The following is a 25,403-nucleotide window of genomic DNA, read 5'->3' as shown; positions in this document are numbered from 1 at the left end:
ACTCTGACCTAAGCCGTTTTCCGTCCTCCGCATGGACAAAGCCCTACCCTACCCTTAAGGTTCGGGGTTTTGAGCACCGTCGGCACAGAGCCCAGTCATGAGCAAATACAATCAGATCTACAGCGATTTGCTTGCCAGCATCACCACCCAACGCCTGGAGCGCGGCGCCCGGCTGCCTTCGGAAACCGAATTGATGGACACCTATCAGGCCAGCCGTGGCACGGTGCGCAAGGCCATCGATCAACTGCAGGAGCGCGGTTTCGCCCAGAAGATTCACGGCAAAGGCGCGTTCGTGCTGTCGACCAACCCGATCGAGTTCCAGCTCGGCGGCATCGTCAGCTTTCAGGAAACCCACCCGCGCCTGGGCAACGACGTCAGCACTGAAGTGGTGGAGATGTGCCAGGTCCCGCTGGAAGGTACGCTGCTCGAACACATCAATGCCGAGCCCGGCAGCCCGATCACCCGTATCAAACGGGTACGGCGCATCGACGGCAAACGCGTCATTCTCGACATCAACCATTTCGTCAGCACGGTGATTCCCGACCTGTCTGCAGACATCGCCGAACACTCGATCTACGCCCACATCGAACAGACCCTGCAACTGCAGATCGCCTACGCCCAGCGCACCATCGAAGCAGTTGCGTGCAGCAAGGACGATCAACAGCATCTGGACCTCGACGGCCAGAGCCACGTCATCGTGGTCAGCAACCAGACCTTCCTGCAGGACGGACGCCAGTTCGAATACACCGAATCGCGGCATACGCTGGACAAGTTCTATTTTTCGGACGTGGCGCGGCGCTGACGAGAACATCTTTTGTAACGCAACTTGCGATAGCTGGCTAACACACCCCCCTCGGGCCAATCGGTCATGCTCAGTCTTTGTTCCTCAAGGAGGAAAGAACACATGACCGCTCCCGAACGCCGCCTGCTGCCAAACGCAGCGGACAAAAACGCCCTCAAAACCATCGCCACAACGATCGTGAAGACCTGCCCGAGCCTGCTTGATGCGGCCCGGCAAGTGGCCAACGAACTGCTCGCGGACAAAGGTCTGTCCGGCCTTGACCCTGACGAGATCTATTTCCACCGTTTCAAAACGGCGCAGAGCAGCACGCTGACCTTTACCGGTTGGGAACACTTGCTGGAAAAGCCTTACGAAACGCTCACCCTCACGCAGCTGGTCATCCATCGTTTTCGTGCCACCGACCAGGACAATGCAGACCTGCTCGGCCTCTACTGCGGCTTTTATTCGGATGGCCCGCAAGCAGAGAATTTCAATCAGAGCAATGAAGTGCGCTTGCTGGGCAGCGACGTGCTGAAGGTGTTCTGGGATGTCGACTTCAGCGCTCGCTACACCGGTCAATTGACGAAATTCTGGCAAACCGCGTCGGAGGATTTCCGTGCGTTGGCAAAGTGCAATTTCCTCAGCAAGGCCGTGCAGGCGCTGCAACAGGGCGACCTTGATGGGACCGATTTTCAGCGCATCGTCGATTCGGTAGTCGGCCCCGTTACCTGGCCTGTCACCCTGCCAATGCTCCGAGCGACATACCCGGTCGGCGCTGAAGTACGCGCGCTGGATCTCGATGGTCACGTCGCCACCAATGTGCTGCGTCTGGTAGAAACCAATGGTCGACAGACCCTCTATTTGCCCGGCGAGGCCCAAGCCTTTCGCTTGATGGACAACGAAGCCGATCTGCATTGGTGGTTGCTTGAGCAGATGAATGCCGAGTACAAGCGCCCGGCGTTTCTCAAGCACTTCGCGCTGGCCGACAGCAATCACCTGTCCGAAAACCTCACCGATCTGATGAATCGCCTGGTCCACACCTGGGGCCACAGCGATCACCACATGGTCAACCGCAGCAATGTCGCGATCAGCGGTGACGCGTTCACTTGGTTAAGCGAATCGACTCGCACGGCGATGGTTGCCGAAGCGCATCTGGTGCTCACGTCCAACAGTGACCTGCGCAAGAAACTCTGGATGGGTTATCTGACTGCCGGCCTCAAGGTGTTCGGCCCTATGGCGGCCGTAGGCTGGCCGGTGGCGTTGCCCCTGATTGGCGCCAGCATCGTCAACATGGGTTTGAACATCGATCAGGCCATCAACGGCTCGACGGCCACCGAACGCAAAGCCGGTGTCACCGGCGCGGTGCTCAACGCTATCGAAATTGTCTTCAACGTCCCGTTCCTGATCGGCACGGGCGCGCAACTGGAGGTAGGTCCTCAGGTCGAGTTTGCCGAAGCGCAGGAAATGCTCGGGCTGATCGAGTTCACGTCGGCTGACACGCCCTTGCTGCCGCCTGCAGAGCTTCCACCGGCCACGACGATTGAAGCGGCGACGAATGAGTTGACGAACGAAATACCCCGCGAGACGACATCCGTCACCGCCTCTGAGCACCTGAGCATGGCGCCGGCAAGGCAAGGTTCGTCGTTGCCAGGGATTCCCGGTCGTTATCGGTGCAACGAACTGCTCGCACAACGTTCCGCTGAGGCGGTCCCGGGAAAATTCGAAGGCATCTACCGCCTCGACAAAGAGCCGGCCTATGCCATCGAAATGGATGGCGTAGCGTATTACGTGCGCTATTTTGCCGACTCTGAAGGCACTGGCAACTGGGCCATCGTCAATCCCGAGCGCCCCAATCAGTTCGCTTACTCTTTGCCAGTACGTCTGGGCAGTGGCGGCAAATGGGAACGCATGCCAGCGCTGCGTCTGCGTGGAGGCGGCCAATGTATGGGCAAGGCGTGTTTGCCGGAGGACGAACTGACCTCGACGCCGGCTTCGGCAACGCCGTCGGCGGAGCTGCCACTCGTCCAACCGGTTTCGCCGGTTGCGCGTCCGCTGCGTCTGGTGACGCCCCTTGACGACATCGTCGGGATGGACATGGCCAGAATGAGAAGATGGGCAATGAACTTGCCAGAGACTTTCGCCGAGCTCTCCAGTGCAAACCGGGGCAATCGTGCACCCGCCGACACGTATGCAGCCTATTTCAGCGAAAGACGCGCGGCACTGCTCAATGAAGCCAAGGAATATTACTCGGAGCTGAACTGGACCAATCTGCCCGTGCGGCCGGTCATTCCTCAGGTCAGCCCGCAAATGCAGACAACTCAGTTGATCGATCGCATTTTCGCCAATAGTCAGGGACTGGTCGTCGGTGAAACCTTCGATCGTATCGCCAGCATGCGTTTCATGATCGAGAACATGCCCGCGTTCGCGCGGCATATCAAAACCCTGTACGTCCGTGGCTTGCTGAGTGACTTCGCCCAGGCAGATCTCAATGACTTCTACTTGTCGGGAGAGATGTCCGAGGATCTTCGTGTCTACCTGTCCAGCCTGGGTACCGACCCTGAAGGCCGGTTCGACCTCCTCGAACTGGTCAAGACCGCCCAGGCCAATGGCATCAGGACCCACGGCCTCGAGACCGTGCACAGCTACAAACTGAAGATACCGCTCACCTCGATCGAGGAGCAGATGATCCACGCCCGGCTCGCCTCGCAGATCATGTGGGGTGACGAAATCCTCAACGGACCGGGTAAATGGGCAGCTCTGATCGAGGCGACGAACATCAATACGTTCAGAAACCTGCCTGGAATAAGCGAACTCAGGGGCGGCATCGGTTTGCGGATTGAAGAGGTTTCGCCGAGCGAAGTGGCGGAGACAGGCATCGATCCGGGTTTGAAAGTCGCTCGCGGTCCGTTTGATAACGGAGCAACGACGCGCAACTCATCCGACGTGCTTTTCGCTGATCTGCGCTTGCAGATCGAAACACCGGTGCCGCAATGGACTGAGGCATCCCTGGAAAAGCTTCTGCATCGCAACGGTATGTTTCTGATCGAACAGGCACAAAACAACACGTACACGTTGGTGCGTCGCAACAGCGCGAGCAATATTGTCCGGACAGTGGTCAATCGCAGGAGGGATGGCCAGGTATACATCTGGGCCCAGTCACTACCTCGCATCAGCGGCATCATGTTCCGCAACATCGCCGCACTGGCCGAGCGCCTGATAGAAATCGGCCTGACCCTGCAAAGTCGCTTGCCCACCTGACCGATTGGCCAACCCATGAAACGAAAAAACCCTTGGCTTGAGGCCAAGGGTTTTTCGTTAATCGAACCGCAGCAGGATTATTCCCACTCAATCGTCGCCGGTGGCTTGCTCGATACGTCGTAGGTAACGCGCGAGATGCCTTCGATTTCGTTGATGATGCGGCCGGAGACGGTTTCCAGCAGTTCGTAAGGCAGGTGTGCCCAACGTGCGGTCATGAAGTCGATGGTTTCCACGGCACGCAGGGCCACGACCCAGGCGTAACGACGGCCGTCGCCGACCACGCCCACCGATTTCACTGGCTGGAACACTACGAACGCCTGGCTGACCTTGTGGTACCAGTCGGCCTTGCGCAGTTCTTCGATGAAGATGTGGTCGGCGCGACGCAGCAGGTCGGCGTATTCCTTTTTCACTTCACCGAGGATGCGCACGCCCAGGCCCGGGCCCGGGAACGGGTGACGGTAGACCATGTCGTACGGCAGGCCCAGTTCCAGACCCAGACGACGGACTTCGTCCTTGAACAGTTCGCGCAGTGGCTCGACCAGTTTCAGGTTCATCTCTTCCGGCAGGCCGCCCACGTTGTGGTGCGACTTGATCACGTGGGCCTTGCCGCTTTTCGCGCCAGCCGACTCGATTACGTCCGGGTAGATGGTGCCTTGCGCGAGGTACTTGATGTTTTCCAGTTTGTTCGACTGGGCATCGAAGACGTCGATGAAGGTGCGGCCGATGATCTTGCGCTTCTTCTCCGGGTCGGCTTCGCCGGCCAGGTTGTTGAGGAACTGCTCTTCAGCGTTGGCGCGGATCACTTTGACGCCCATGTTCTCGGCAAACATGGCCATCACTTGCTCGCCTTCGTGCAGACGCAGCAGGCCGTTGTCGACGAACACGCAGGTCAACTGGGCGCCGATGGCCTTGTGCAGCAGCGCAGCAACCACCGAGGAGTCGACACCGCCGGACAGGCCCAGCAGGACGTTGTCGGTGCCGACCTGGGCGCGGATGTTGGCGATGGCGTCTTCAGCGATCTTCGACGGCGTCCACAGCGCTTCACAGCCGCAGATGTCGAGCACGAAGCGCGAAAGGATGCGCCCGCCCTGCTTGGTGTGGGTCACTTCCGGGTGGAATTGCACGCCGTAGTAAGCGCGGTCGTCGTTGAACATACCGGCGATCGGGCAGCTCGGGGTGCTGGCGAGGATGTGGAAGTCTTCCGGCATCTTCGTGACTTTGTCACCGTGGCTCATCCACACGTCTAGGCCGAACAGGCCGTCGGCGTCGATGTGGTCTTCGATGCCATCGAGCAAGCGGCTCTTGCCGACCACGTCAACGCGGGCGTAACCGAACTCACGCAGTTCAGAACCTTCAACCTTGCCGCCCAGTTGCTCGGCCATGGTCTGCATGCCGTAGCAGATGCCGAATACCGGAACGCCCAGATCGAACACCGCCTGCGGGCAGCGCGGGCTGTTGGCTTCGTGAACGGACTCGGGGCCGCCGGCGAGGATGACGCCTTTAGGGGCGAATTCGCGGATCGCATCTTCGTCCATGTCGAACGGGTGCAGTTCGCAGTACACGCCGATCTCGCGCACGCGGCGGGCAATCAGCTGGGTGTATTGCGAACCGAAGTCGAGGATCAGGATGCGGTGAGCGTGAATGTCGAGGGCCATGAAAGAAACTCTGAAAAGCAGTTGCAAGCTTCAAGCTGCAAGCTGCAAGTAATCGGAAGCCGAGCGGCACTGCTCTGACGCAGCACCGCTTGCAGCTTGTAACTTGTGGCTTAGAGCTGTCGGCGTCAGCCGACCCGGTAGTTCGGCGCTTCCTTGGTGATCTGCACGTCGTGAACGTGGGATTCGGCCATGCCGGCACCGGTGATCCGCACGAACTCGGGCTTGGTGCGCATTTCTTCGATGTTGGCGCTGCCGGTGTAGCCCATCGAGGAACGCAGGCCGCCCATCAACTGGTGAATGATCGCGCTCAGGGTGCCTTTGTACGGCACACGCCCCTCGATGCCTTCCGGAACCAGTTTCTCGGCGCCTGCCGAGGAGTCCTGGAAGTAACGGTCGGACGAGCCCTGGGCTTGGGACATGGCGCCTAGCGAACCCATGCCGCGATAGGCCTTGTACGAACGGCCCTGGAACAGTTCGATCTCGCCCGGCGCTTCTTCGGTACCGGCAAACATCGAGCCCATCATCACGCAGGACGCACCGGCGACGATGGCCTTGGACAGGTCACCGGAGAACCGGATACCGCCGTCGGCGATCAACGGAACGCCGGTGCCTTCAAGGGCGGCGGCGACGTTGGCGATGGCACTGATTTGCGGCACGCCGACACCGGCGACGATACGGGTGGTGCAGATCGAGCCAGGGCCGATACCGACCTTGACTGCGTCGGCGCCCGCTTCGGCCAGAGCCTTGGCAGCGGCGCCGGTGGCGATGTTGCCGCCGATCACCTGCACTTCAGGGAAGTTCTCTTTGACCCAGCGTACGCGGTCGATCACGCCTTTGGAGTGACCGTGCGCAGTGTCGACCACCACCACGTCCACGCCGGCGTTGACCAGTGCGGTCACGCGATCACCGGTGTCTTTACCGGTGCCGACCGCAGCGCCAACGCGCAGACGACCTTGGTCATCCTTGCTGGCCAGCGGATAGGCTTTGGCTTTTTCGATGTCGTTGACGGTCATCATGCCTTTGAGGGCGAATTTGTCGTCGACGATCAGCACGCGCTCGATGCGGTGCTTGTGCAGCAGTTCGCGTACGTCGTTCTTGTCGGCGCCTTCCTTGACCGTGACCAGACGCTCTTTAGGCGTCATCACTTCGCGGACAGTGGCTTCCAGACGGTTTTCGAAACGTACGTCGCGGGAGGTGACGATGCCGACCAAGTCGCCATCGTGCAGTACCGGAACGCCGGAAATGTTGTGCAGACGGGTCAGTTCGAACAGATCACGCACCGTGGCATCGGCCTCGATGGTGATGGGATCCTTGACCACACCGGCTTCGAACTTCTTGACCTTGCGCACTTCGGCAGCTTGCTGCTCGATGGTCATGTTCTTGTGGATAATGCCGATGCCACCTTCCTGAGCCATGGCAATTGCCAGACGGGCTTCAGTAACGGTGTCCATGGCGGCAGAAACCAGAGGAATATTCAGTTCGATGCCACGGGTAAGACGGGTCTTCAGACTGACTTCGTTGGGAAGCACCTCGGAATAACCGGGCACTAGGAGAATGTCGTCGAATGTCAGAGCTTCTTGGCTGATACGCAGCATCGCGGGGGCTCCCGAGCGGGAAAATGGAAGCGCGCCATTATAGTCAGACACCCCCTGCTGTTCAATGTAAAACTCAGTCTAATTGATAGATGGAAAACCTCGCTTTCCGTAGGAGCTGCCGAAGGCTGCGATCTTTTGACTTTGCTTTTCAAAGGCAAGATCAAAAGATCGCAGCCTTCGGCAGCTCCTACAGAGATCAGAGCTCGACCTTTACCCAACTTACGGTTTGATCGAGCCAGTCGGCGAACTCATCGATAAAGCTCTGCTTGAACCCTGCCTCCAGCCAGTTATTGAAAATGAAGCCAAGGTTGGAAAACGCGCATTCCTGCAAAAACAGGAAACCGTTGATGTCGTCTTCATGCCCGCATTCAGGGCAAGTGAAATTGTCGGTGCGTCCTGGAAACCAGTCTTCGAGGCTTTCGAACAGCGCCTCACCCACTTCGCGTCGACATTCGGCGCAACCGGCCTCTTCGAGAAAGCCCTTGGCCGGGGTGTAGATGCAGCGTTTGGTGACGATCTCCAGGCCATTGATCGGCTCGCCGAACGGCAGCGCTTCGGGGTGCAGAACGACAGCGCGGGCACCCTCGGCGATGGCGTGGGCCATGCGGTTGCCGGTGCGGCCGCAAGTGGTCAGCTGTTCTTCGATGATGTTCTTGCGCACCAGCCAGCGCACGATCGCCCGCGCCCGGGGTTCGTGCACCGGCAGGGTGGAGATTTTCGGGACGATGATGCTTTGCGTGTTCATGGTCGAGCCTGCTGAAAATACCGGGATCCCCCTGCAGGAGTGAGCCTGCTCGCGATAGCGGTGGGTCAGACGCATCAATTTTGATTGATGCACTGCCATCGCGAGCAGGCTCACTCCTACAGGGAAACTGCGGCCGGCAGCTTAATCCCTGAAGAAATCCGGTCAAGTGCTGAAATAGCGCACGATCAAGGCAATCCCGCTGGCCAGCACCAGCCAGGTCACCAGCCGCACAAATGCCTCGCGCGACAACCTCATGGTCAGCCGCCGGCCGGTCCACAAGCCCAGCGCCATGGCCGGTAGCAGACACAGGGCCAGCATCAACAAGGGTAGCTCGGCATATACACCGGCGATGACGAACAGGCTCAGGCGCACCACGGTGCTGCAACTGATCAACGCACTTTGCGTGGCCCGCGCCGCTTCCTTGGGCAGACGACTGTTCAGATAAATGGCATAGAGAAAACCGCCGCTGCCAAACAAAGCGCCGAACAATCCGCCCACCGTGCCCATCGGCAGCGCCCACGCCGCTGACAACTGCGTCGGCCGCGCTTTGACCCACAGGCTGTAAACCGCATAAGCGCTGATGAACAGCCCCATCAACAACAGCAACAGATCGGACTTCAGATTCAGCAGGAAGATCACCCCCAGCGTGCAGCCGATCGCCATGCACGGCAGCAGCCTGAGCAATTCCGGCCTGGCGACGTCCCGCCGCGAGGGCAGCAGATTGCCGAATGCCGCGACGAAATCCAGCAGCACCAGCAGCGGCACGATTTTCGACAACGGCATGAACAGAATCAGAATCGGCCCCGCCACCAGCGCCGTGCCGAAACCGGCGATGCCGAACACGATGTAGGCCAGCGCAATGACCAGCCCGATCACCGCCCAACCGCCAGCGCCCCACGACCATGTGCCCAACAGCTCCATCATGCTCATTGTCCGCATCCCTTATAAGACCGCGCTGACTCTACCATTCCCCTGTAGGAGTGAGCCTGCTCGCGATAGCGGTGTGTCAGTCGACAACAGCTTTGAATGACTCACCGCTATCGCGAGCAGGCTCACTCCTACAGTGGATCGGTGGTGATTGGCGGGCAAATGCCTTTAAACTGCGCCCCATGATTAAAGATCCCTTTGCAAGACTTGGCCTGGACCGTGAAGTCCTGACCGTCAGCCAGCTCAACGGCCGCGCGCGGGTGTTGCTTGAAGACGTGTTCAGCAACATCTGGGTCGAAGGCGAAATCTCCAACCTGGCGCGCCCGGCGTCCGGCCACGTCTACTTCACCCTCAAGGACAGCGGCGCGCAGGTGCGTTGCGCGTTGTTCCGGCAGAACGCCGCGCGCGTGCGCCAGGCACTGAAGGACGGTCTGGCGGTCAAGGTGCGCGGTAAGGTTTCGCTGTTCGAAGGCCGCGGCGACTATCAACTGATCCTCGACACCGTCGAGCCGGCCGGTGACGGTGCGTTGCGTCTGGCCTTCGATGCGCTGAAGGAAAAGCTCAGCGCCGAAGGCCTGTTCAGTGCCGAACGCAAGGTGCCGCTGCCCGCGCATCCGCAACGCATCGGCATCATCAGTTCGCCGACCGGCGCGGTGATTCGCGACATCATCAGCGTATTCCGCCGCCGTGCGCCGCAAGTGCAACTGACCCTGATTCCCACCGCCGTGCAGGGCCGCGAGGCCACCGCGCAGATTGTCCGCGCGCTGAAAATGGCCGATGCCCATGGCTTTGACGCGCTGATCCTGGCCCGTGGCGGCGGCTCGCTGGAGGACCTCTGGTGCTTCAACGAAGAAGCCGTGGCCCGCGCGGTCGATGCCTGTGTCACGCCGATCGTCAGCGCCGTCGGCCATGAAACCGATGTGTCGATCAGCGACTTTGTCGCCGACGTCCGCGCACCGACACCCTCGGCCGCCGCCGAATTGCTCGCCCCGGATTCCAGCCATCTGATCCGTCAGGTCGAGAGCCTGCATCGCCGCCTGGTAATGCGCATGCGTGATCGTTTGATGCGTGATCGCCTGCGTCTGGAAGGCATGGCGCGGCGGCTGCGGCATCCCGGCGAACGTCTGCGCCAGCAGGCCCAGCGTCTGGACGATCTGGACATGCGCATGCGTCGTGCCTTCGAGCGCAGTCTCAATACCCGCCGCGAACGCCTGATCCGTCTGGAAACCCGCCTCGCCGGGCAACATCCGGGGCGCCAACTGGCGATGCTCCGTCAGCGCCTCGAAAGTCTCGCCGAACGTCTGCCCCGCGCCATGCGTGATGGCCTGAAACAGCGCCGACAACAATTGCACAGTCAGATGCAGACCCTGCATGTGGTCAGCCCGTTGGCGACCCTCGGTCGTGGTTACAGCATTTTGCTCGACGAGCGCGGCCACGCGATTCGCAACGCTGCACAGACTCACACCGGCCAGCGTCTGAAAGCCAGGCTGGGCGAAGGCGAACTGCAAGTGCGCGTCGAGGACAATCACCTGACGCCCGTCACCCTTTCTTTACTGGACTGATCCATGCCGCGTTTTCTGGCTCCACTGCTGTTGCTTTGCCTGACCTTCAACGCCCACGCCGACAGTTACATCACTCGGCTGCTGAACAAACCGGTACCAGGCGGCGTCGCCGTGGTGGATCTGGGCACCGCCGCGCAGGCGCCGAAAGCCACCTATCAGGGCAAACCGGTGCTGGTGGTCAAGGAGCAGAACAACTGGCTGGCGATTGTCGGCGTACCGCTGACGGTCAAGCCCGGCGCCCAGCAGATCAGCAGTGGCGGGCGCAATCTGCCCTTCACCGTCGGCAGCAAGAAATACCCGGAACAGCACATCACTCTGAAGAACAAACAGCAGGTCAACCCTAACGCCGACAACCTCAAGCGCATCGAGGGTGAACTGGCGGAACAGATCGCGGCTTACCGCAGTTTCAGCCCGAATACGCCGAGCAATCTGCTGCTGGACAAACCGGTCAACGGGCCGCTGTCGAGCAAGTTCGGTGTGCGCCGCTTCTTCAATGGCGAGGAGCGTAACCCTCATGCCGGACTGGATTTCGCGGTGCCGGCAGGCACGCCGATCAAGACCCCGGCGGCGGGCAAGGTGATTTTGATCGGCAATTATTTCTTCAATGGCAACACGGTGTTCGTCGATCATGGCCAGGGCTTTATCAGCATGTTCTGCCATATGTCGAAGATCGATGTGAAAAACGGCCAGCAACTGGCCCGCGGTGCGGTGGTGGGCAAAGTGGGCGCGACTGGTCGGGCGACCGGGCCGCATATGCACTGGAATGTCAGCCTGAATGATGCGCGGGTGGATCCGGCGATTTTCATTGGTGCTTTCCAACCCTGAATACTGTGTTGAGGCCGCTGGCCTCATCGCGAGCAGGCTCACTCCTACATTGGACTGGTGTTGTGAACACGATCAACTGTAGGAGTGAGCCTGCTCGCGATGGCGGCTTATGCTGTACTCAACCCCCCCCTGACACCCCATCGATCTCAATTGCGCCCCAATCAAACCTCGCGCAAATATCACAACGATCAGCGGAATTCAGCGCAATAAAATCCCGCAAAAACTCTCTTTCCGGGTATTCCTCTCAATTTTTTCCGACTGCTTGCCATCCTTTCCCCTCGCGGTTAGGGTTGAAGCCATGAAAACCTCTCACACCCTCATTCAGCTTCGCCAGCACCGCAGCCTGTGCCTCGTCAGCGCACGACTGCCAGGCTGAATCGCTGCGCCTCGTCCCACGCTTTTCCAAGAACATTCGTTCAACCGGCAGGCCGCCTCTATTCGGCCCAGACAACAAGGAATTTCCCGATGAGCATGCTCAAAGACCCGTCTTCGAAATACCGCGCGTTTCCCGTCATCAACTTGCCGGATCGCACCTGGCCGTCGAAAACCATCGACGCCGCGCCGATCTGGTGCAGTTCCGACCTGCGTGACGGCAACCAGTCGCTGATCGAACCGATGGACGCGACGAAGAAGCTGCGCTTCTGGAAAACCCTGGTGCAGGTGGGGGTGAAGGAAATCGAAGCGTCGTTCCCGGCCGCTTCGCAAACCGACTTCGACTTCGTGCGTACGCTGATCGAGGAAGGCCACATCCCGGACGACACCACCATTCAAGTGCTGACCCAGGGCCGTGAAGACCTGATCGAACGCACCTTCGAATCCCTGCGCGGGGCGAAGAAAGCCATCGTCCACCTGTACAACGCCACCTCGCCTTCTTTCCGGCGCATCGTCTTCAACCAGGACAAGGACGGCATCAAGGCCATCGCGGTCAATGCCGCCAAGCTGTTCGTCAAATACGCAGCCATGCAGCCAGACACCGAGTGGACCTTCGAATACTCGCCGGAAACCTTCAGCGCCACCGAGCTGGAATTCGCCAAGGAAGTCTGTGACGCCGTGATCGAGGTGTGGAACCCGACGCCTGAGCACAAGATGATCCTCAACCTGCCAGCTACCGTTGAATGCGCGACGCCGAACGTTTACGCCGACCAGATCGAGTGGTTCGGCCGTAACATCAACCGTCGTGACAGCGTGATCATCAGCCTGCACACCCACAACGACCGTGGCACCGGCGTCGCCGCCACCGAGCTGGGCCTGATGGCCGGCGCCGACCGGGTCGAAGGCTGCCTGTTCGGCAACGGCGAGCGCACCGGTAACGTCGACCTCGTCACCGTCGCGTTGAACATGTACACCCAGGGCGTCGATCCTGAGCTGGACTTCTCCGACATCGACGGCGTGCGCAAGGTCGTCGAAGAGTGCAACCAGATCCAGGTGCACCCGCGTCATCCGTACGTTGGCGATCTGGTGCATACCGCGTTCTCTGGCTCGCACCAGGACGCGATCCGCAAGGGTTTCGCCCAGCAGAAACCGGACACCCTGTGGGAAGTGCCGTACCTGCCGATCGACCCGGCCGACATCGGCCGCAGCTACGAGGCGGTGATCCGCGTCAACAGCCAGTCGGGCAAGGGCGGTATCGCTTACCTGCTGGAGCAGGAATACGGCATCAGCCTGCCACGTCGCATGCAGATCGAATTCAGCCAGGTCGTGCAGCGTGAAACCGATCGCCTGGGCCTGGAGATGACCGCCAAGCAGATTCACTCGCTGTTGATCAGCGAATACCTGCAAGCCAACACCCCGTACGCGCTGGTCAGCCATCGCCTGCAGGAAGAAAACGGCAACAGCGCCGTCGAAGTCGAAGTGGCCAGCAAAGGTCAGGGCGAAACCAACCTGCACTGGCGCGGCAAGGGCAACGGCGCACTGGAAGCCCTGGTCGCCGGCCTGCCAATTCCGGTGGAAATCATGGACTACAACGAACACGCAATCGGCGCCGGCACCAATGCCAAAGCAGCGGCCTACATCGAGCTGCGTGTGAATGGCGAGCGTGCAGTGCACGGCGTGGGTATCGATGAAAACATCACCACCGCCAGCTTCAAGGCGCTTTTCAGCGCACTGAACCGCTCGTTGAGCCAGCCTGAGGCGAAAGCGGCGTAATCGACCGCTGCAATACGAAAGGCCCCGGAGTGCAAACTCCGGGGCCTTTTTTGTTGTAGATCAAAGGATCGCAGCCTTCGGCAGCTCCTACAGGATGTACGCCGTCCCAATGTAGGAGCTGCCGAAGGCTGCGATCTTTTGCTTTTCAAGTGAACTGGAAGGTATCGGCATCCAGGTTCGCCGGAAAGCGCTCCCGATAGGCCGCCAACGGCGCAGCTTCCAGAATCACTTTGAACACGCCATCCGCCTCCCCCGCCGCCAGCAAAGTCTCGCCCTGGAAATCCAGCACCTGACTGTCACCGGTATACGCGAAGCCCTTGCCATCGCTGCCCACCCGATTCACCGCCGCTACGTAGCAGAGGTTTTCAATCGCACGCGCCGGCAGCAAGCGATTCCAGTGCAGACGCCGTGCGCCCGGCCAGTTCGCGGTGTACAGCAGCAGATCGGTGTCCTGCGCGTCGCGGCTCCACACCGGGAAACGCAGGTCGTAGCAGATCAGCGGACGAATCCGCCAGCCCTTGAGTTCGAACTGCACCTGACGCTCGCCCGGGGTGTAATGGTTCTGCTCGCCGGCCATGCGGAACAGGTGGCGCTTGTCGTAATGCAACACTTCGCCGTCCGGCCGCGCCCACAGCAGGCGGTTACGGTGGCTGCCGTCAGCCGCCTGAATGATCACGCTGCCAGTGATGACCGCATCGAACTTCGCTGCCTGCGTCCGCAGCCATTTGCTGGTCGGCCCGTTTTCCGCCTCGGCGAGGGTTTCCGATTCCATGGAAAACCCGGTGGTGAACATCTCCGGGAGGATGATCAGATCGGCGCCACGGGCCTGCTCCAGCAACAGCTCGAAATGCTCGAGGTTGGCCCGGCGATCATGCCAGGCCAGGCTGGTCTGGATCAGCGCCAGGGTCAGGTCTGGCAATGTACTCAGATCACGCATAGTTTCGCCGCCGCTTCACGCAGCGTCTCCTCGCGTTTGGCAAAGCACAGGCGTATCAGGCGCTGGCCTTGCGGTGGATTCTGGTAGAACACCGACACCGGAATGCTCGCGACACCGTGCTCGCGGGTCATCCACATGGCCATGTCGACATCATTCAGATCAGGACGGATCTGCGAATAATCGACCAACTGGAAATAGGTGCCGCTGACCCGGGTGAAGCTGAATCGCGACGGCGCGAGCAGATCGCAGAACAGATCGCGCTTGGCCTGATAGAAACCCGGCAACTGTTCAACGTGCTCCGGGTGCTCGGCCATGTAGTCGGCCAGCGCGTATTGCAGCGGTGTCACGCCACAGAAACTCACGTACTGATGCACTTTACGCAGCTCGGCCGTCAGCGCTGGCGGCGCGACGACGTAGCCGGTTTTCCAGCCAGTGACGTGGTAAGTCTTGCCGAACGAGCTGACCACGAACGCGCGCTGATACAGCTCTTCATGGGCCAGCACGCTGACATGCGGTACGCCGTCGAACACCAGGTGTTCGTAGACTTCGTCGCTGATCAGATAGATGTCGCGATCACGGATCAACGCCGCCAGTTGATCGAGCTCGTCGCGGCTGATCAATGCGCCGCTCGGGTTATGCGGGGTGTTGATGACGATCATTTTCGTGCGCGGGCTCAGGGCCGCGGCGAGCTGGTCGAAATCGATGGAGAAATCGTCCGGGTTCAGTTGCACATGCACGCAACGACCACCTGCCAACTCCGTGGCCGGTGCATAGCTGTCGTAGCACGGATCGAACACGATGACTTCGTCGCCGCTGTGGATAACTGCCTGAATCGCGCAGAAGATTGCCTGAGTCGCACCGGGCGTCACTGTCACTTCATGATCGGCATCGACATTCACGCCATAACTGCGCGCGATCTTCGCCCCGATCTGCTCACGCAACGCCGGCAATCCGGTCATCGGCGAATACTGGTTATGGCCACTGGCGATATGCCGCCCGACCGCATCACGCAGCGACTGCGGCCCGTCGAAATCCGGGAAACCCTGAGACAGGTTGATCGCGCCGGTCTGCGCCGCGAGCTGAGACATCTGCGTGAAAATAGTGATGCCGACATTCGGCAGCTTGCTGGTGATCATCGGGGGTTCTCTGCTCAACACCCGGCTCTGACGACGGCGCGGGAGAGCCCGAGGATAGCCCATCCGGCGCTCATAAAAAAAGGGCGCCTGAACGGCGCCCTTCTTCTTTGCCAGCACACCGAACTCTGTGGCGAGGGAGCTTGCTCCCGCTCGGCTGCGCAGCAGTCGCAAAGCAGCCCGATGCGTTCTGTCTGAACGACTACGGTTGCAGGCTTCGGGATCGCTTCGCGATCCAGCGGGAGCAAGCTCCCTCGCCACAAAAGTCCCACTCCAGACAGTCAATCACTTCTTGTCGCGGCGCTTCTTGCTGGCTTTCTTGTTGTGCGACATCAAGCGACGCTTCTTGTTGACCTGGCGGTCGGTCAGCGTGTTCTTGTTGCCTTCGTACGGGTTCTCGCCGCCCTTGAACTCGATGCGGATCGGCGTACCGACCAACTTGAGTACACGGCGGTAAGTGTTTTCCAGATAGCGCACGTACGACTTCGGCACTTTCTCGATCTGGTTACCGTGGATCACGATGATCGGCGGGTTCGCGCCACCCAGGTGAGCGTAACGCAGCTTGATCCGGCGGTTGTTGACCATCGGTGGCGCGTGCTCGCCTACCGCATCTTCCAGAATCTGGGTGAGGCGGTTGGTCGGCCAGCGGGTAACCGCGGACTTGAACGAGTTCTGCACCGAGGCGTAGAGGTTGCCCACGCCTGTACCGTGCAGCGCCGAGATGAAGTGGATGTCGGCGTAGTCAACGAAGAACAGCCGGCGCTGCAGCTCGACCTTGACGAAGTCGCGCTCGCTCGGCGTCATGCCGTCCCACTTGTTGATCGCGATGACCAGCGCACGACCGGATTCGATCGCGAAGCCCAGCAGGTTCAAGTCGTGATCGACCACACCCTCGCGGGCGTCCATGACGAAGATCACCACGTTGGCGTCTTTGATCGCCTGCAGGGTTTTGACCACGGAGAATTTTTCGACTTCTTCGTGGATCTTGCCGCGCTTGCGCACACCAGCGGTGTCGATCAGCGTGTACTTCTCTTCATTGCGCTCGAACGGAATGTAGATACTGTCGCGGGTGGTGCCGGGCTGGTCATAAACGATAACCCGGTCTTCACCGAGCATGCGGTTGACCAGGGTCGACTTGCCGACGTTCGGCCGGCCGATGATGGCGATCTTGATCCCGTCTTTTTCGCTCGGGCCAGGAATGCGCTTGGCTTCCTCGCCTTCGGCGACGACTTCTTCCTCTTCACCTTCAGCCGGCTCGTCGTCATCGCGCGGGAATTCGCTCAGGGCGGCTTCCAGCAATTGCGTGATGCCACGGCCGTGGGCGCCAGCGATCGGGATCGCGTGGCCCATGCCCAGCGGGGCGAACTCGGCGCGGGCCATTTCCGGGTCGATGTTGTCGACCTTGTTGGCCACCACGTGGGAGCGCTTGTTACGTTTGCGCAAATGCTCGGCGATCATCTGGTCGGCAGCGGTAAAACCGGCCTTGGCATCTACCAGAAACAGCACCACATCGGCTTCTTCGATGGCCAGCAGCGACTGCTCGGCCATTTTTTCGTCCATACCATGTTCGTCACCGGAGATACCGCCGGTGTCGATCAGAATGTAGGAACGCCCTTGCCACTTGGCCTCACCGTACTGGCGATCACGGGTCAGACCGGACAGGTCGCCGACGATGGCGTCACGAGTCCTGGTCAGGCGGTTGAACAAGGTGGACTTGCCGACGTTCGGTCGGCCCACCAGGGCGATTACGGGAACCATGCGGCTCTCCACTGCGTTATTTCAGAAAATACAAAAGCCGCTGCGAGGCAGCGGCTGGTGCTCGGGGCAACACCCGGGGGCGCTGCAAAACCCTGCTGATGCAGGGCCGCTTGGGGATGAACCCCAAGCATAGTTGTTACTTGATGGTCAGGGCTTCCAGTTTGCCGCTGTTGCCATACACATAAATCGTGTCGCCCACCACCAGCGGACGGGCACGCAGGCCATCGCTGTCGATGCGCTCACGGCCGACGAAACGACCGTCGACCTGACTCAGCAGGTGCAGATAACCTTCCAGGTCACCCACAGCTACGTAGCTGGAGAACACTTCCGGTGCCGACAGTTGACGGCGAGCCAGCGAGTCATTGCTCCACAGTGCAGTGGTCGATCGCTCGTCAACGCCTTCGACGGTGCCCGAGGACAGGCTCACGTAGACGCTGCCGAAACCCTGAGCGATACCGGCGTAGCTCGACGCATCGCGCTGCCACAGTTGGCGACCGCTTTCCAGGTCCAGTGCCGCCACGCGCCCCTGATAGCTGGCGACGTACAGCGTGCCGCCAGACAACAGCAGACCGCCGTCGATGTCGACCACGCGTTCCAGCTCCGAACGACCCTGTGGAATGGCGATACGTTGTTCCCACACCGGCACGCCGTTGGTGATATCCAGAGCGACCACTTTACCGGTCGACAGGCCAGCTACCGCCAGACGATTGGTCACCAGCGGAGCACTGGTGCCACGCAGGGTCAGGACCGCCGGGGTGCTGTCATACACCCAGCGCTGGTTGCCAGTGGCAGCGTCCAGACCGATCAGACGATCGTCCTGAGTTTGTACAACCACCACGTCGCCGTTGTTGGCCGGCGGCGCGAGGACTTCACTGTTGACGCGGGCACGCCACTTCTCTTCACCATTGCTGGTATCGAGCGCGACAACTTCGCCACGCAGGGTACCGATCAGTACCAGACCGTAACCCACGCCAACGGCGCCGGAGACAGGCAGTTCCAGATCCTGGTCCCACTTCACGTCGCCATTGCTGCGATCCAGCGCCATCACCACGCCAGTGACATCAGCGGCGTAGATGGTGTCACCGTCGATCGCCGGCACCAGCATGTTGTAGGTTTCGCCCTGACCGTCACCGATCGAGCGGCTCCACTGCTTGTGCAGAACCACTTCTTCCTTGAAGTCGGTCAGTTCGGCCGGTGGCAATTCTTTCTTGCTGTTGCTGCTGCAACCCGCGGCCAGAAGGGCCAGAGCCAGCAATGCTGCATGCTTCCAACGGATCACGTCACGCATCCCCTTTGGCCAGGTCGTCGAGCTTGATTTGAAGGCCACCGACCGCCGCTTCATCCGACAGTGCCGCCTTGGCTTTTTGATACGCCTTGTTCGCGTCATCGGTACGGCCCAAGCGCACCAGCAGGTCGCCCTTGAGTTCTTCGCGAGTGGCCAGGAACGCTTTGTCGGCATCGCCGTCGAGCAGTTTCAAGGCGTCTTCAGCCTTGTCCTGCGCGCCCAGCACCTGCGCCAGACGCTGACGGGCGATTTCGCCCAGCGCCGGGTTGGCCGGTTTGTCGACAATGGCTTTCAGCTCGGTCGCCGCGTCGTCCAGCTTGCCGCTGTCGACCGCTACTTTGGCGACGAACAGGCTGCCGTACTGCGCGTAGGCCGAACCGCCGTATTCGCTGTTGAGCTTGCCGGCCAGATCCGCAACACGGGCGGCATCAGGCTTGCCGTCAGGCGTCAGGGTGGTTTCCAGCAATTGCTGATAGAGCACCGAAGCGCCTTGCGACTGGTTGCTCTGGTATTTGTGATAAGCCTGCCAGCCGAACACGATGACCAGCGCCAACAGGCCGCCGGTGACCAGAGGTTTGCCGTTGCGTGTCCACCAGTCCTTCAAATCCGCCAACTGTTCGTCTTCGGTACTCGACACCCCAATACTCCTTAATCGCTAAATCGGCTGTTAAGACAGCTTCAACCCTGCACGACGCAGGTGGCCAGGTGAGCGGCGAGCGCATCCCAGGCAATGCTTTGTTGTTCGCCCTGGCCACGCAGGGGTTTGAAACCTACCACTTGCTGGGCCATTTCGTCGTCACCGAGGATCAATGCGTACAGCGCACCGCTCTTGTCGGCCTTCTTGAACTGGCTTTTGAAACTGCCGGCGCCGGCATTGACTTGCAGGCGCAGGTTTGGAAGTTGATCGCGAACCCGTTCGGCCAGGGCCAGACCGGCCAGCTCGGCTTCTTCACCGAAGGCGCAGAGGTAGACGTCGACCTGACGGGAAATTTCTTCCGGGATCTGCTCGAGGGTTTCGAGCATCAGGACCAGGCGCTCGATGCCCATGGCGAAACCCACGCCCGGGGTTGGCTTGCCGCCCATCTGCTCGACCAGACCGTCGTAACGGCCGCCCGCGCACACGGTGCCCTGGGCGCCGAGCTTGTCGGTGACCCATTCGAAAACGGTTTTGCTGTAGTAATCGAGGCCGCGCACCAGTTTCGGGTTGAGCACGTAAGGAATGCCCACGGCATCCAGACGCGCCTTCAGGCCTTCGAAGTGAGCACGGGACTCGTCGTCGAGGTAATCGGCCATTTTCGGCGCATCGACCAGCACCGCCTGAGTGTCGGCATTTTTCGTGTCGAGCACGCGCAGCGGGTTGGTTTTCAGGCGACGCTGGCTGTCTTCGTCGAGCTTGTCGTGGTGCGCCGAGAGGTACTCGACCAGCGCTTCACGATAGCGGCCACGGGATTCGCTGGTGCCGAGGCTGTTGAGTTCGAGCTTGACCGCATCACGGATGCCCAGCTCGCCCCACAGGCGCCAGGTCATGATGATCAGCTCGGCGTCGATGTCCGGACCGTCGAGGTTGAACACCTCCAGACCGATCTGGTGGAACTGGCGATAGCGGCCTTTCTGCGGACGCTCGTGGCGGAACATCGGGCCGATGTACCAGAGCTTCTGCACCTGACCGCCGCCGGTGATGCCGTGTTCGAGCACTGCGCGCACGCAGGCCGCGGTGCCTTCCGGACGCAGGGTCAGGGAGTCGCCATTGCGGTCTTCGAAGGTGTACATCTCTTTTTCGACGATATCGGTGACTTCGCCGATCGAGCGTTTGAACAGCTCGGTGAACTCGACGATCGGCATGCGGATCTGCTTGTAACCGTAGTTATCCAGCAGACGCGCCACAGTGCCTTCGAAATAACGCCACAGCGGGGTCTGTTCGGGCAGGATGTCGTTCATGCCACGAATGGCTTGCAGAGACTTGCTCACAAAATTTCCTTAATTCGTTCGATCAGCCGCGCGCAATAACGGCAGCGTCAGCTTCGACCTTTTCGGCCGCTTTCTGGCGGATCAGCTTTTCCAGCTCGTCCACCAGATTGTCATTCGTCAGCTTCTGCGACGGCTTGCCGTCAATGTAAATCAGGTTCGGCGTGCCGCCGGTCAAGCCGATATGGGCTTCCTTGGCTTCGCCGGGGCCGTTGACCACGCAACCGATGACCGCGACATCCAGCGGCACCAGCAGGTCTTCGAGGCGCCCTTCCAGCTCGTTCATGGTCTTGACCACATCGAAGTTCTGCCGCGAGCAGCTCGGGCAGGCGATGAAGTTGATGCCACGGGAACGCAGATGCAAAGACTTGAGAATGTCGTAACCGACCTTCACTTCCTCGACCGGATCGGCCGCCAGCGAGATGCGGATAGTATCGCCAATCCCTTCGGCGAGCAGCATACCTAGGCCCACGGCGGATTTCACCGTGCCCGAACGCAAACCGCCAGCTTCGGTGATACCCAGGTGCAACGGCTGAACGATTTCTTTCGCCAGCAAACGGTAGGCTTCGACGGCCATGAACACGTCGGAGGCCTTCACGCTTACCTTGAAGTCCTGGAAATTCAGGCGTTCGAGGTGCTCAACGTGGCGCAGCGCGGATTCGACCAATGCGGCCGGGGTCGGCTCGCCGTATTTCTTCTGCAGGTCTTTTTCCAGGGAACCGGCGTTGACGCCGATGCGGATCGGAATGCCGCGATCACGGGCCGCATCGACCACGGCACGCACGCGGTCTTCGCGACCGATGTTGCCCGGGTTGATACGCAGGCAGTCGACACCCAGTTCGGCCACGCGCAAGGCGATCTTGTAGTCGAAGTGAATGTCGGCCACCAACGGCACTTTGACCAGTTGCTTGATCCTGCCGAACGCCTCGGCGGCGTCCATGTCCGGTACCGAGACGCGAACGATGTCGACGCCGGCAGCTTCCAGACGATTGATCTGCGCCACGGTCGCGGCCACGTCATTGGTGTCGCTGTTGGTCATGCTCTGCACAGCGATCGGCGCGTCGCCGCCCACCGGTACGTTGCCGACCCAGATCTTGCGCGATTCGCGACGTTTGATTGGAGATTCGCCGTGCATGACTTATTGACCCAACTTCAGGCGAGCAGTCTCGCCACTGGTGAACGGAGCGATATCGACCGGTTGGCCGTTGTAGCTGACCTGTGCCGCGCGGGCAACGCCCAGACGTACAGCGAGCGGCGGCTTGCCGGAAACACTCACGCTGTCGCCTTTATGCTTCAGGCCGCTGAAAATCACTTTGCCACGGCCATCGGTCACCTGTGCCCAGCAATCGCCGGTGAACTGCAACTGCACCTGGCCTTCGCCGGCAACCGGCGCAGCTGCTTCAGCGCTTGGCGCTTGAGCAACCGGCGCGGTCGGGGCAGGTGTCGCTGGGACATTCGGCGCTGGAGTGGCCGGAGCCGCCACCACTGGCGCAGGCGTCTGTGCCGGTGCGCTTGGCGCAACTGCCGGGGCAGCTGGCTCGGTCGCTGGCGCAGCAGATTCGGCACCGGTGGATTCAGCGCTGGTTTCCGACTGCGGCAAAGCCAGCGAAGTCGAATTGTCGGCCTGATTCTCGGCGACAGCCTGATCTTCCGGCTCGTCGATCGGATGAATCTGCGTGGTGCCGTCAGCGCCTTCGACTTCGACGTGCTCCGGCGCGAGGCTGGTCAGATCGCGGGTGCGCTGCGAGGTCTGATCCTGCCACCAGACGAAACCGCCGCCGATGACCGCGATCAGCAGCAACAGGCTGACGATACGCAAAATGGTGTGGGAAACGCGCACCGGCTCTTCGATCCGACCGAGGGCGTGAACGTTGCTGCCCTGGGAGTCGGTGCCGGTGGACTGGTCGAATTGCTGAACCAGAACGGTCTGGTCCATACCGAGCAATTTGGCATAGGCGCGAATGTAACCGCGAGCGAAGGTATGCCCCGGCAGCTTGTCGAAAGCGCCGGCTTCAAGATTGCTCAGGGACGTCACGGTGAGGTTGAGCTTGAGGGCCACTTCGGCCAGCGACCAGCCATTGCTTTCGCGGGCCTGGCGCAAGGTCTCACCGGGATTAACGCGATTCGCTGCTACAACTTCGGGATGCGCCGCTTTCATCATTGCTCCGACAGGTATTGCTGATATTCCGGCGTACCGGGATAGAGTCGTTTTAATTGCAGACCGTAACTGGCTGCCTTGTCGCGATCTTCAAACACTTTTGCCAGCCGAACGCCGAGCAATAGACTACGTGCATTTTGTTCGGTCAGCTGGCTGAAACGGTCGTAATAGTCACGCGCGGGCACATAATGCCTGTCTTCGAAGGACAACTCAGCCATTTCCAGCAATGCGCGTGGTTGTTGGCGGTTCAGGCGCAGGGCTTTTTCCAGCTGTTGCTGCGCCAGATCACGCTGGCCCAGCTTGGCGGCGGTCATGCCGAGGTTTTCGAAGACCCGCGAACGCTCAGGATACAGGGTATCGGCGGCCGCTTGTTCAAAACGCTCGTAGGCTTCCTTGTAGCGCTGTTGTTCGTAGAGAAAACTGCCGTAGTTGTTGAGGATGCGCGCATCGGCGGGACGGGAAGACAGGGCCTTGCGAAAGTGCTCGTCGGCCAGTGCAGGCTCCATCTCGGCCTGAAACACCAGACCGAGGGCCGCATTGGCGTCAGGGTCGGATCCGTCCAGCTCCAGCGCTTTCTTCAAGGGCACCTTGGCCCGCTCGGTCATGCCCTGCTGCAGGTAGCCCAGCCCCAGCTGCACGTAGGCAGCCCGCGCTTCATCGCGGCCCTTGCTGGTCTTCATCGGGTTGTAGTCACCCGACAGGACACAACCAGCGCACAGGCTGGCCAACAGCAACAGCAGCGCAAAGCGCAGGGACATAGAGATCCTCTCTTAGTTAGTGTTCGCGGCGTTCTGTGCCAGATCGCTGTCGGCGCTCAACTCGCGCACGGCGATGTAACGTTCGCTGCGACGGGTGCGATCCAGCACCTGCCCTACCAATTGACCACATGCGGCATCGATGTCTTCACCACGAGTGGTGCGCACGGTGACGTTGAAGCCGGCCTGATGCAACTGATCCTGGAAGCGGCGGATGGCATTGTTGCTCGGCCGCTCGTACCCGGAGTGCGGGAACGGGTTGAACGGGATCAGGTTGATCTTGCACGGGATGTCTTTGAGCAGCTCGATCATTTCCACCGCGTGCTCAAGCTTGTCGTTGACGTCCTTGAGCAAGGTGTACTCGATGGTCAGCACACGTTTCTCGCCAAGGGCGGACATGTAGCGCTGGCACGACTCGAGCAGCATCTTAAGCGGATATTTCTTGTTGATCGGCACCAATTGGTTACGCAATGCGTCATTTGGTGCATGCAGCGACAACGCCAGGGATACGTCGATGTGCTTGGCCAGCTCATCGATCATCGGCACCACACCCGAGGTGGACAGGGTCACACGGCGCTTGGAGATCCCGTAGCCGAGGTCATCCATCATCAGATGCATGGCGGCGACGACGTTGTCGAAGTTCAGCAACGGCTCGCCCATGCCCATCATCACCACGTTGGTGATGGCGCGGTCGACGGTGGCCGGGACGCTGCCGAAAGATTTGTTGGCAATCCACACCTGACCGATGACTTCGGCGGCGGTGAGGTTGCTGTTGAAGCCTTGCTTGCCGGTGGAGCAGAAACTGCAATCCAGGGCACAGCCTGCCTGGGACGAAACGCACAAGGTGCCGCGTTTGCCCTGGGGAATGTACACGGTCTCGACGCAGCTGCCGGACGCCACGCGCACCACCCATTTACGGGTGCCGTCGCTGGAGATGTCCTCGCTGACCACTTCCGGACCACGTACTTCAGCAATAGCCTTGAGCTTGTCGCGCAAGGCTTTGCTGACGTTCGTCATGGCATCGAAATCATCGACGCCAAAGTGGTGAATCCATTTCATTACCTGACCGGCACGGAAACGCTTCTCCCCGATTGAGTCGAAGAATTTTTCCATTTCCGGCTGGGTCAGACCCAGCAGGTTTGTTTTAACAGTCGATGTAGTCATGGATTCACCTTCACTCTGCAAGCAATGCTTAGCGAGTGGTTACTTCAGTAGCTGCGAAGAAGTAAGCGATTTCGCGAGCGGCAGCAGCTTCGGAGTCCGAACCGTGAACGGCGTTGGCGTCGATCGATTCAGCGAAGTCAGCACGGATGGTGCCGGCAGCAGCTTCTTTAGGGTTGGTAGCGCCCATCAGCTCACGGTTGCGAGCGATAGCGTTTTCGCCTTCCAGAACCTGAACGACAACCGGGCCGGAAGTCATGAAAGCAACCAGGTCACCGAAGAAACCGCGCTCGCTGTGCTCAGCGTAGAAGCCTTCGGCTTCGGCTTTGGACAGTTGCTTCAGTTTCGAAGCTACAACGCGCAGGCCAGCGTCTTCGAAGCGAGTGGTGATCTTGCCGATCACGTTTTTAGCAACGGCGTCAGGCTTGATGATGGAGAAAGTACGTTGAACAGCCATGGTGTAACTCCAGAAACGGTAATTTGCGAAAAATTAAACCCGCGAATTATACGCGGGTTCTTGGGTATTGCCTAACCTGCGAGACGATCAGTCCAATTCTGCGGCCCAAAGCTCCTGAACCGCTTCAAGCACCTTCTCGCCGACCCGGCCAGAAGTAGCATCGAAGTCAGGCAGCTCAAGGATCATCTGCTGCAGACGGACAAAACCTACAGAGTATGGATCGAGCCCCTTGTGGGCCTCGGCCAGCTCTTCGGCAATGCGTTGAACATCATTCCAACCGTAGCTCATGACAGTCTTACCA

At 60.2% G+C, this 25,403-nt stretch carries 21 protein-coding genes; 5 read left to right on the top strand and 16 right to left on the bottom strand.

Annotated features, from left to right (window positions below; genetic code table 11):
• Window positions 1-97 precede the first annotated feature (97 nt).
• Window positions 98-802, top strand: a complete 705-nt coding sequence (gene treR, locus QRN33_RS24870) for a trehalose operon repressor (protein WP_064364356.1) — start codon at window positions 98-100, stop codon at window positions 800-802.
• 102 nt (window positions 803-904) lie between these two features.
• Window positions 905-4,039, top strand: coding sequence for a membrane-targeted effector domain-containing toxin (locus QRN33_RS24865; protein WP_285410718.1), 3,135 nt, complete (start codon window positions 905-907; stop codon window positions 4,037-4,039).
• 77 nt (window positions 4,040-4,116) lie between these two features.
• Here the strand turns inward: QRN33_RS24865 and guaA are convergent, their stop codons facing one another.
• From guaA to QRN33_RS24845, 4 genes are all read right to left on the bottom strand, one after another.
• On the bottom strand, window positions 4,117-5,694 hold the full coding sequence (gene guaA / locus QRN33_RS24860; protein WP_285410716.1) for a glutamine-hydrolyzing GMP synthase: 1,578 nt from the start codon (window positions 5,692-5,694) through the stop codon (window positions 4,117-4,119).
• Between the two features lie 125 nt (window positions 5,695-5,819).
• Window positions 5,820-7,289: an IMP dehydrogenase gene (gene guaB / locus QRN33_RS24855; protein ID WP_016773343.1), complete on the bottom strand. Its 1,470-nt coding sequence runs from the start codon at window positions 7,287-7,289 to the stop codon at window positions 5,820-5,822.
• Window positions 7,290-7,485: 196 nt separating this feature from the next.
• Window positions 7,486-8,034: a sugar ABC transporter ATPase gene (locus QRN33_RS24850; RefSeq protein WP_285410713.1), complete on the bottom strand. Its 549-nt coding sequence runs from the start codon at window positions 8,032-8,034 to the stop codon at window positions 7,486-7,488.
• A 162-nt stretch (window positions 8,035-8,196) separates the two neighbouring features.
• Complete coding sequence (locus QRN33_RS24845; RefSeq protein WP_285410711.1) at window positions 8,197-8,964, bottom strand: sulfite exporter TauE/SafE family protein; 768 nt, start codon at window positions 8,962-8,964, stop codon at window positions 8,197-8,199.
• 179 nt (window positions 8,965-9,143) lie between these two features.
• Here QRN33_RS24845 and xseA point away from each other — a divergent pair, with 179 nt between their 5' ends.
• The 3 genes from xseA to leuA all read left to right on the top strand — a co-directional run bounded on the left by xseA (window position 9,144) and on the right by leuA (window position 13,493).
• Window positions 9,144-10,523, top strand: a complete 1,380-nt coding sequence (gene xseA / locus QRN33_RS24840) for an exodeoxyribonuclease VII large subunit (RefSeq protein WP_285410709.1) — start codon at window positions 9,144-9,146, stop codon at window positions 10,521-10,523.
• A 3-nt stretch (window positions 10,524-10,526) separates the two neighbouring features.
• A complete protein-coding gene (locus tag QRN33_RS24835) occupies window positions 10,527-11,348 on the top strand; it encodes a peptidoglycan DD-metalloendopeptidase family protein (RefSeq protein WP_083353522.1) in 822 nt (273 codons plus the stop codon).
• A 465-nt stretch (window positions 11,349-11,813) separates the two neighbouring features.
• On the top strand, window positions 11,814-13,493 hold the full coding sequence (gene leuA, locus QRN33_RS24830) for a 2-isopropylmalate synthase (RefSeq protein ID WP_285410707.1): 1,680 nt from the start codon (window positions 11,814-11,816) through the stop codon (window positions 13,491-13,493).
• Between the two features lie 145 nt (window positions 13,494-13,638).
• Here the strand turns inward: leuA and QRN33_RS24825 are convergent, their stop codons facing one another.
• The 12 genes from QRN33_RS24825 to iscX form a co-directional block, all read right to left on the bottom strand.
• Window positions 13,639-14,430, bottom strand: a complete 792-nt coding sequence (locus QRN33_RS24825; protein ID WP_285410706.1) for an amidohydrolase — start codon at window positions 14,428-14,430, stop codon at window positions 13,639-13,641.
• Window positions 14,418-15,566 carry a pyridoxal phosphate-dependent aminotransferase gene (locus QRN33_RS24820; protein ID WP_116658669.1) on the bottom strand — a complete coding sequence of 383 codons (1,149 nt, stop codon included), beginning with the start codon at window positions 15,564-15,566 and terminating at the stop codon, window positions 14,418-14,420. Before QRN33_RS24820 ends, QRN33_RS24825 begins: the two co-directional genes overlap by 13 nt.
• Before the next feature lie 282 nt (window positions 15,567-15,848).
• Window positions 15,849-17,321: a ribosome biogenesis GTPase Der gene (der, locus tag QRN33_RS24815; RefSeq protein WP_024014210.1), complete on the bottom strand. Its 1,473-nt coding sequence runs from the start codon at window positions 17,319-17,321 to the stop codon at window positions 15,849-15,851.
• A 136-nt stretch (window positions 17,322-17,457) separates the two neighbouring features.
• Window positions 17,458-18,609, bottom strand: coding sequence for an outer membrane protein assembly factor BamB (gene bamB / locus QRN33_RS24810; protein WP_064364339.1), 1,152 nt, complete (start codon window positions 18,607-18,609; stop codon window positions 17,458-17,460).
• Window positions 18,602-19,243 (bottom strand): tetratricopeptide repeat protein, encoded by a 642-nt coding sequence (locus tag QRN33_RS24805; protein ID WP_016773334.1) that lies wholly within the window; start codon window positions 19,241-19,243, stop codon window positions 18,602-18,604. The genes bamB and QRN33_RS24805 overlap by 8 nt, the downstream gene beginning before the upstream one ends.
• A 41-nt stretch (window positions 19,244-19,284) precedes the next feature.
• Window positions 19,285-20,574, bottom strand: a complete 1,290-nt coding sequence (gene hisS / locus QRN33_RS24800) for a histidine--tRNA ligase (RefSeq protein WP_042608336.1) — start codon at window positions 20,572-20,574, stop codon at window positions 19,285-19,287.
• A 22-nt stretch (window positions 20,575-20,596) separates the two neighbouring features.
• Window positions 20,597-21,706 carry a flavodoxin-dependent (E)-4-hydroxy-3-methylbut-2-enyl-diphosphate synthase gene (ispG, locus tag QRN33_RS24795; protein WP_042608337.1) on the bottom strand — a complete coding sequence of 370 codons (1,110 nt, stop codon included), beginning with the start codon at window positions 21,704-21,706 and terminating at the stop codon, window positions 20,597-20,599.
• A gap of 3 nt (window positions 21,707-21,709) precedes the next feature.
• Window positions 21,710-22,729 (bottom strand): RodZ domain-containing protein, encoded by a 1,020-nt coding sequence (locus tag QRN33_RS24790; protein WP_065616635.1) that lies wholly within the window; start codon window positions 22,727-22,729, stop codon window positions 21,710-21,712.
• Entirely contained in the window at window positions 22,729-23,487 is a 759-nt protein-coding gene (pilW, locus tag QRN33_RS24785) for a type IV pilus biogenesis/stability protein PilW (RefSeq protein WP_042608339.1), read from the bottom strand. Before pilW ends, QRN33_RS24790 begins: the two co-directional genes overlap by 1 nt.
• A gap of 12 nt (window positions 23,488-23,499) precedes the next feature.
• Entirely contained in the window at window positions 23,500-24,648 is a 1,149-nt protein-coding gene (rlmN, locus tag QRN33_RS24780; RefSeq protein WP_024014215.1) for a dual-specificity RNA methyltransferase RlmN, read from the bottom strand.
• Between the two features lie 28 nt (window positions 24,649-24,676).
• Complete coding sequence (gene ndk / locus QRN33_RS24775) at window positions 24,677-25,102, bottom strand: nucleoside-diphosphate kinase (protein WP_024014216.1); 426 nt, start codon at window positions 25,100-25,102, stop codon at window positions 24,677-24,679.
• A gap of 87 nt (window positions 25,103-25,189) precedes the next feature.
• Window positions 25,190-25,390, bottom strand: coding sequence for a Fe-S cluster assembly protein IscX (iscX, locus tag QRN33_RS24770; RefSeq protein ID WP_285410698.1), 201 nt, complete (start codon window positions 25,388-25,390; stop codon window positions 25,190-25,192).
• Between the last annotated feature and the right edge of the window lie 13 nt (window positions 25,391-25,403).

This window comes from Pseudomonas sp. FR229a (assembly GCF_030209115.1).
Classification (GTDB): Bacteria; Pseudomonadota; Gammaproteobacteria; order Pseudomonadales; family Pseudomonadaceae; genus Aquipseudomonas; species Aquipseudomonas moraviensis_A.
Note: the sequence above shows the minus strand (reverse complement) of the source record. Positions and strands in the feature narration are given on the sequence as shown.

Excerpts from the sequence above, each read along its gene's own strand:
- leuA (WP_285410707.1), top strand. The coding sequence starts at position 11,814 with ATGAGCATGCTCAAAGACCCGTCTTCGAAATACCGCGCGTTTCCCGTC.
- treR (WP_064364356.1), top strand. The coding sequence starts at position 98 with ATGAGCAAATACAATCAGATCTACAGCGATTTGCTTGCCAGCATCACC.
- QRN33_RS24835 (WP_083353522.1), top strand. The coding sequence starts at position 10,527 with ATGCCGCGTTTTCTGGCTCCACTGCTGTTGCTTTGCCTGACCTTCAAC.
- pilW (WP_042608339.1), bottom strand. The coding sequence starts at position 23,487 with ATGTCCCTGCGCTTTGCGCTGCTGTTGCTGTTGGCCAGCCTGTGCGCT.
- QRN33_RS24850 (WP_285410713.1), bottom strand. The coding sequence starts at position 8,034 with ATGAACACGCAAAGCATCATCGTCCCGAAAATCTCCACCCTGCCGGTG.
- iscX (WP_285410698.1), bottom strand. The coding sequence starts at position 25,390 with ATGAGCTACGGTTGGAATGATGTTCAACGCATTGCCGAAGAGCTGGCC.
- QRN33_RS24825 (WP_285410706.1), bottom strand. The coding sequence starts at position 14,430 with ATGCGTGATCTGAGTACATTGCCAGACCTGACCCTGGCGCTGATCCAG.
- der (WP_024014210.1), bottom strand. The coding sequence starts at position 17,321 with ATGGTTCCCGTAATCGCCCTGGTGGGCCGACCGAACGTCGGCAAGTCC.
- xseA (WP_285410709.1), top strand. The coding sequence starts at position 9,144 with ATGATTAAAGATCCCTTTGCAAGACTTGGCCTGGACCGTGAAGTCCTG.
- ndk (WP_024014216.1), bottom strand. The coding sequence starts at position 25,102 with ATGGCTGTTCAACGTACTTTCTCCATCATCAAGCCTGACGCCGTTGCT.
- QRN33_RS24845 (WP_285410711.1), bottom strand. The coding sequence starts at position 8,964 with ATGAGCATGATGGAGCTGTTGGGCACATGGTCGTGGGGCGCTGGCGGT.
- QRN33_RS24790 (WP_065616635.1), bottom strand. The coding sequence starts at position 22,729 with ATGAAAGCGGCGCATCCCGAAGTTGTAGCAGCGAATCGCGTTAATCCC.
- QRN33_RS24820 (WP_116658669.1), bottom strand. The coding sequence starts at position 15,566 with ATGATCACCAGCAAGCTGCCGAATGTCGGCATCACTATTTTCACGCAG.
- guaB (WP_016773343.1), bottom strand. The coding sequence starts at position 7,289 with ATGCTGCGTATCAGCCAAGAAGCTCTGACATTCGACGACATTCTCCTA.
- rlmN (WP_024014215.1), bottom strand. The coding sequence starts at position 24,648 with ATGACTACATCGACTGTTAAAACAAACCTGCTGGGTCTGACCCAGCCG.
- guaA (WP_285410716.1), bottom strand. The coding sequence starts at position 5,694 with ATGGCCCTCGACATTCACGCTCACCGCATCCTGATCCTCGACTTCGGT.
- QRN33_RS24865 (WP_285410718.1), top strand. The coding sequence starts at position 905 with ATGACCGCTCCCGAACGCCGCCTGCTGCCAAACGCAGCGGACAAAAAC.
- ispG (WP_042608337.1), bottom strand. The coding sequence starts at position 21,706 with ATGCACGGCGAATCTCCAATCAAACGTCGCGAATCGCGCAAGATCTGG.
- bamB (WP_064364339.1), bottom strand. The coding sequence starts at position 18,609 with ATGCGTGACGTGATCCGTTGGAAGCATGCAGCATTGCTGGCTCTGGCC.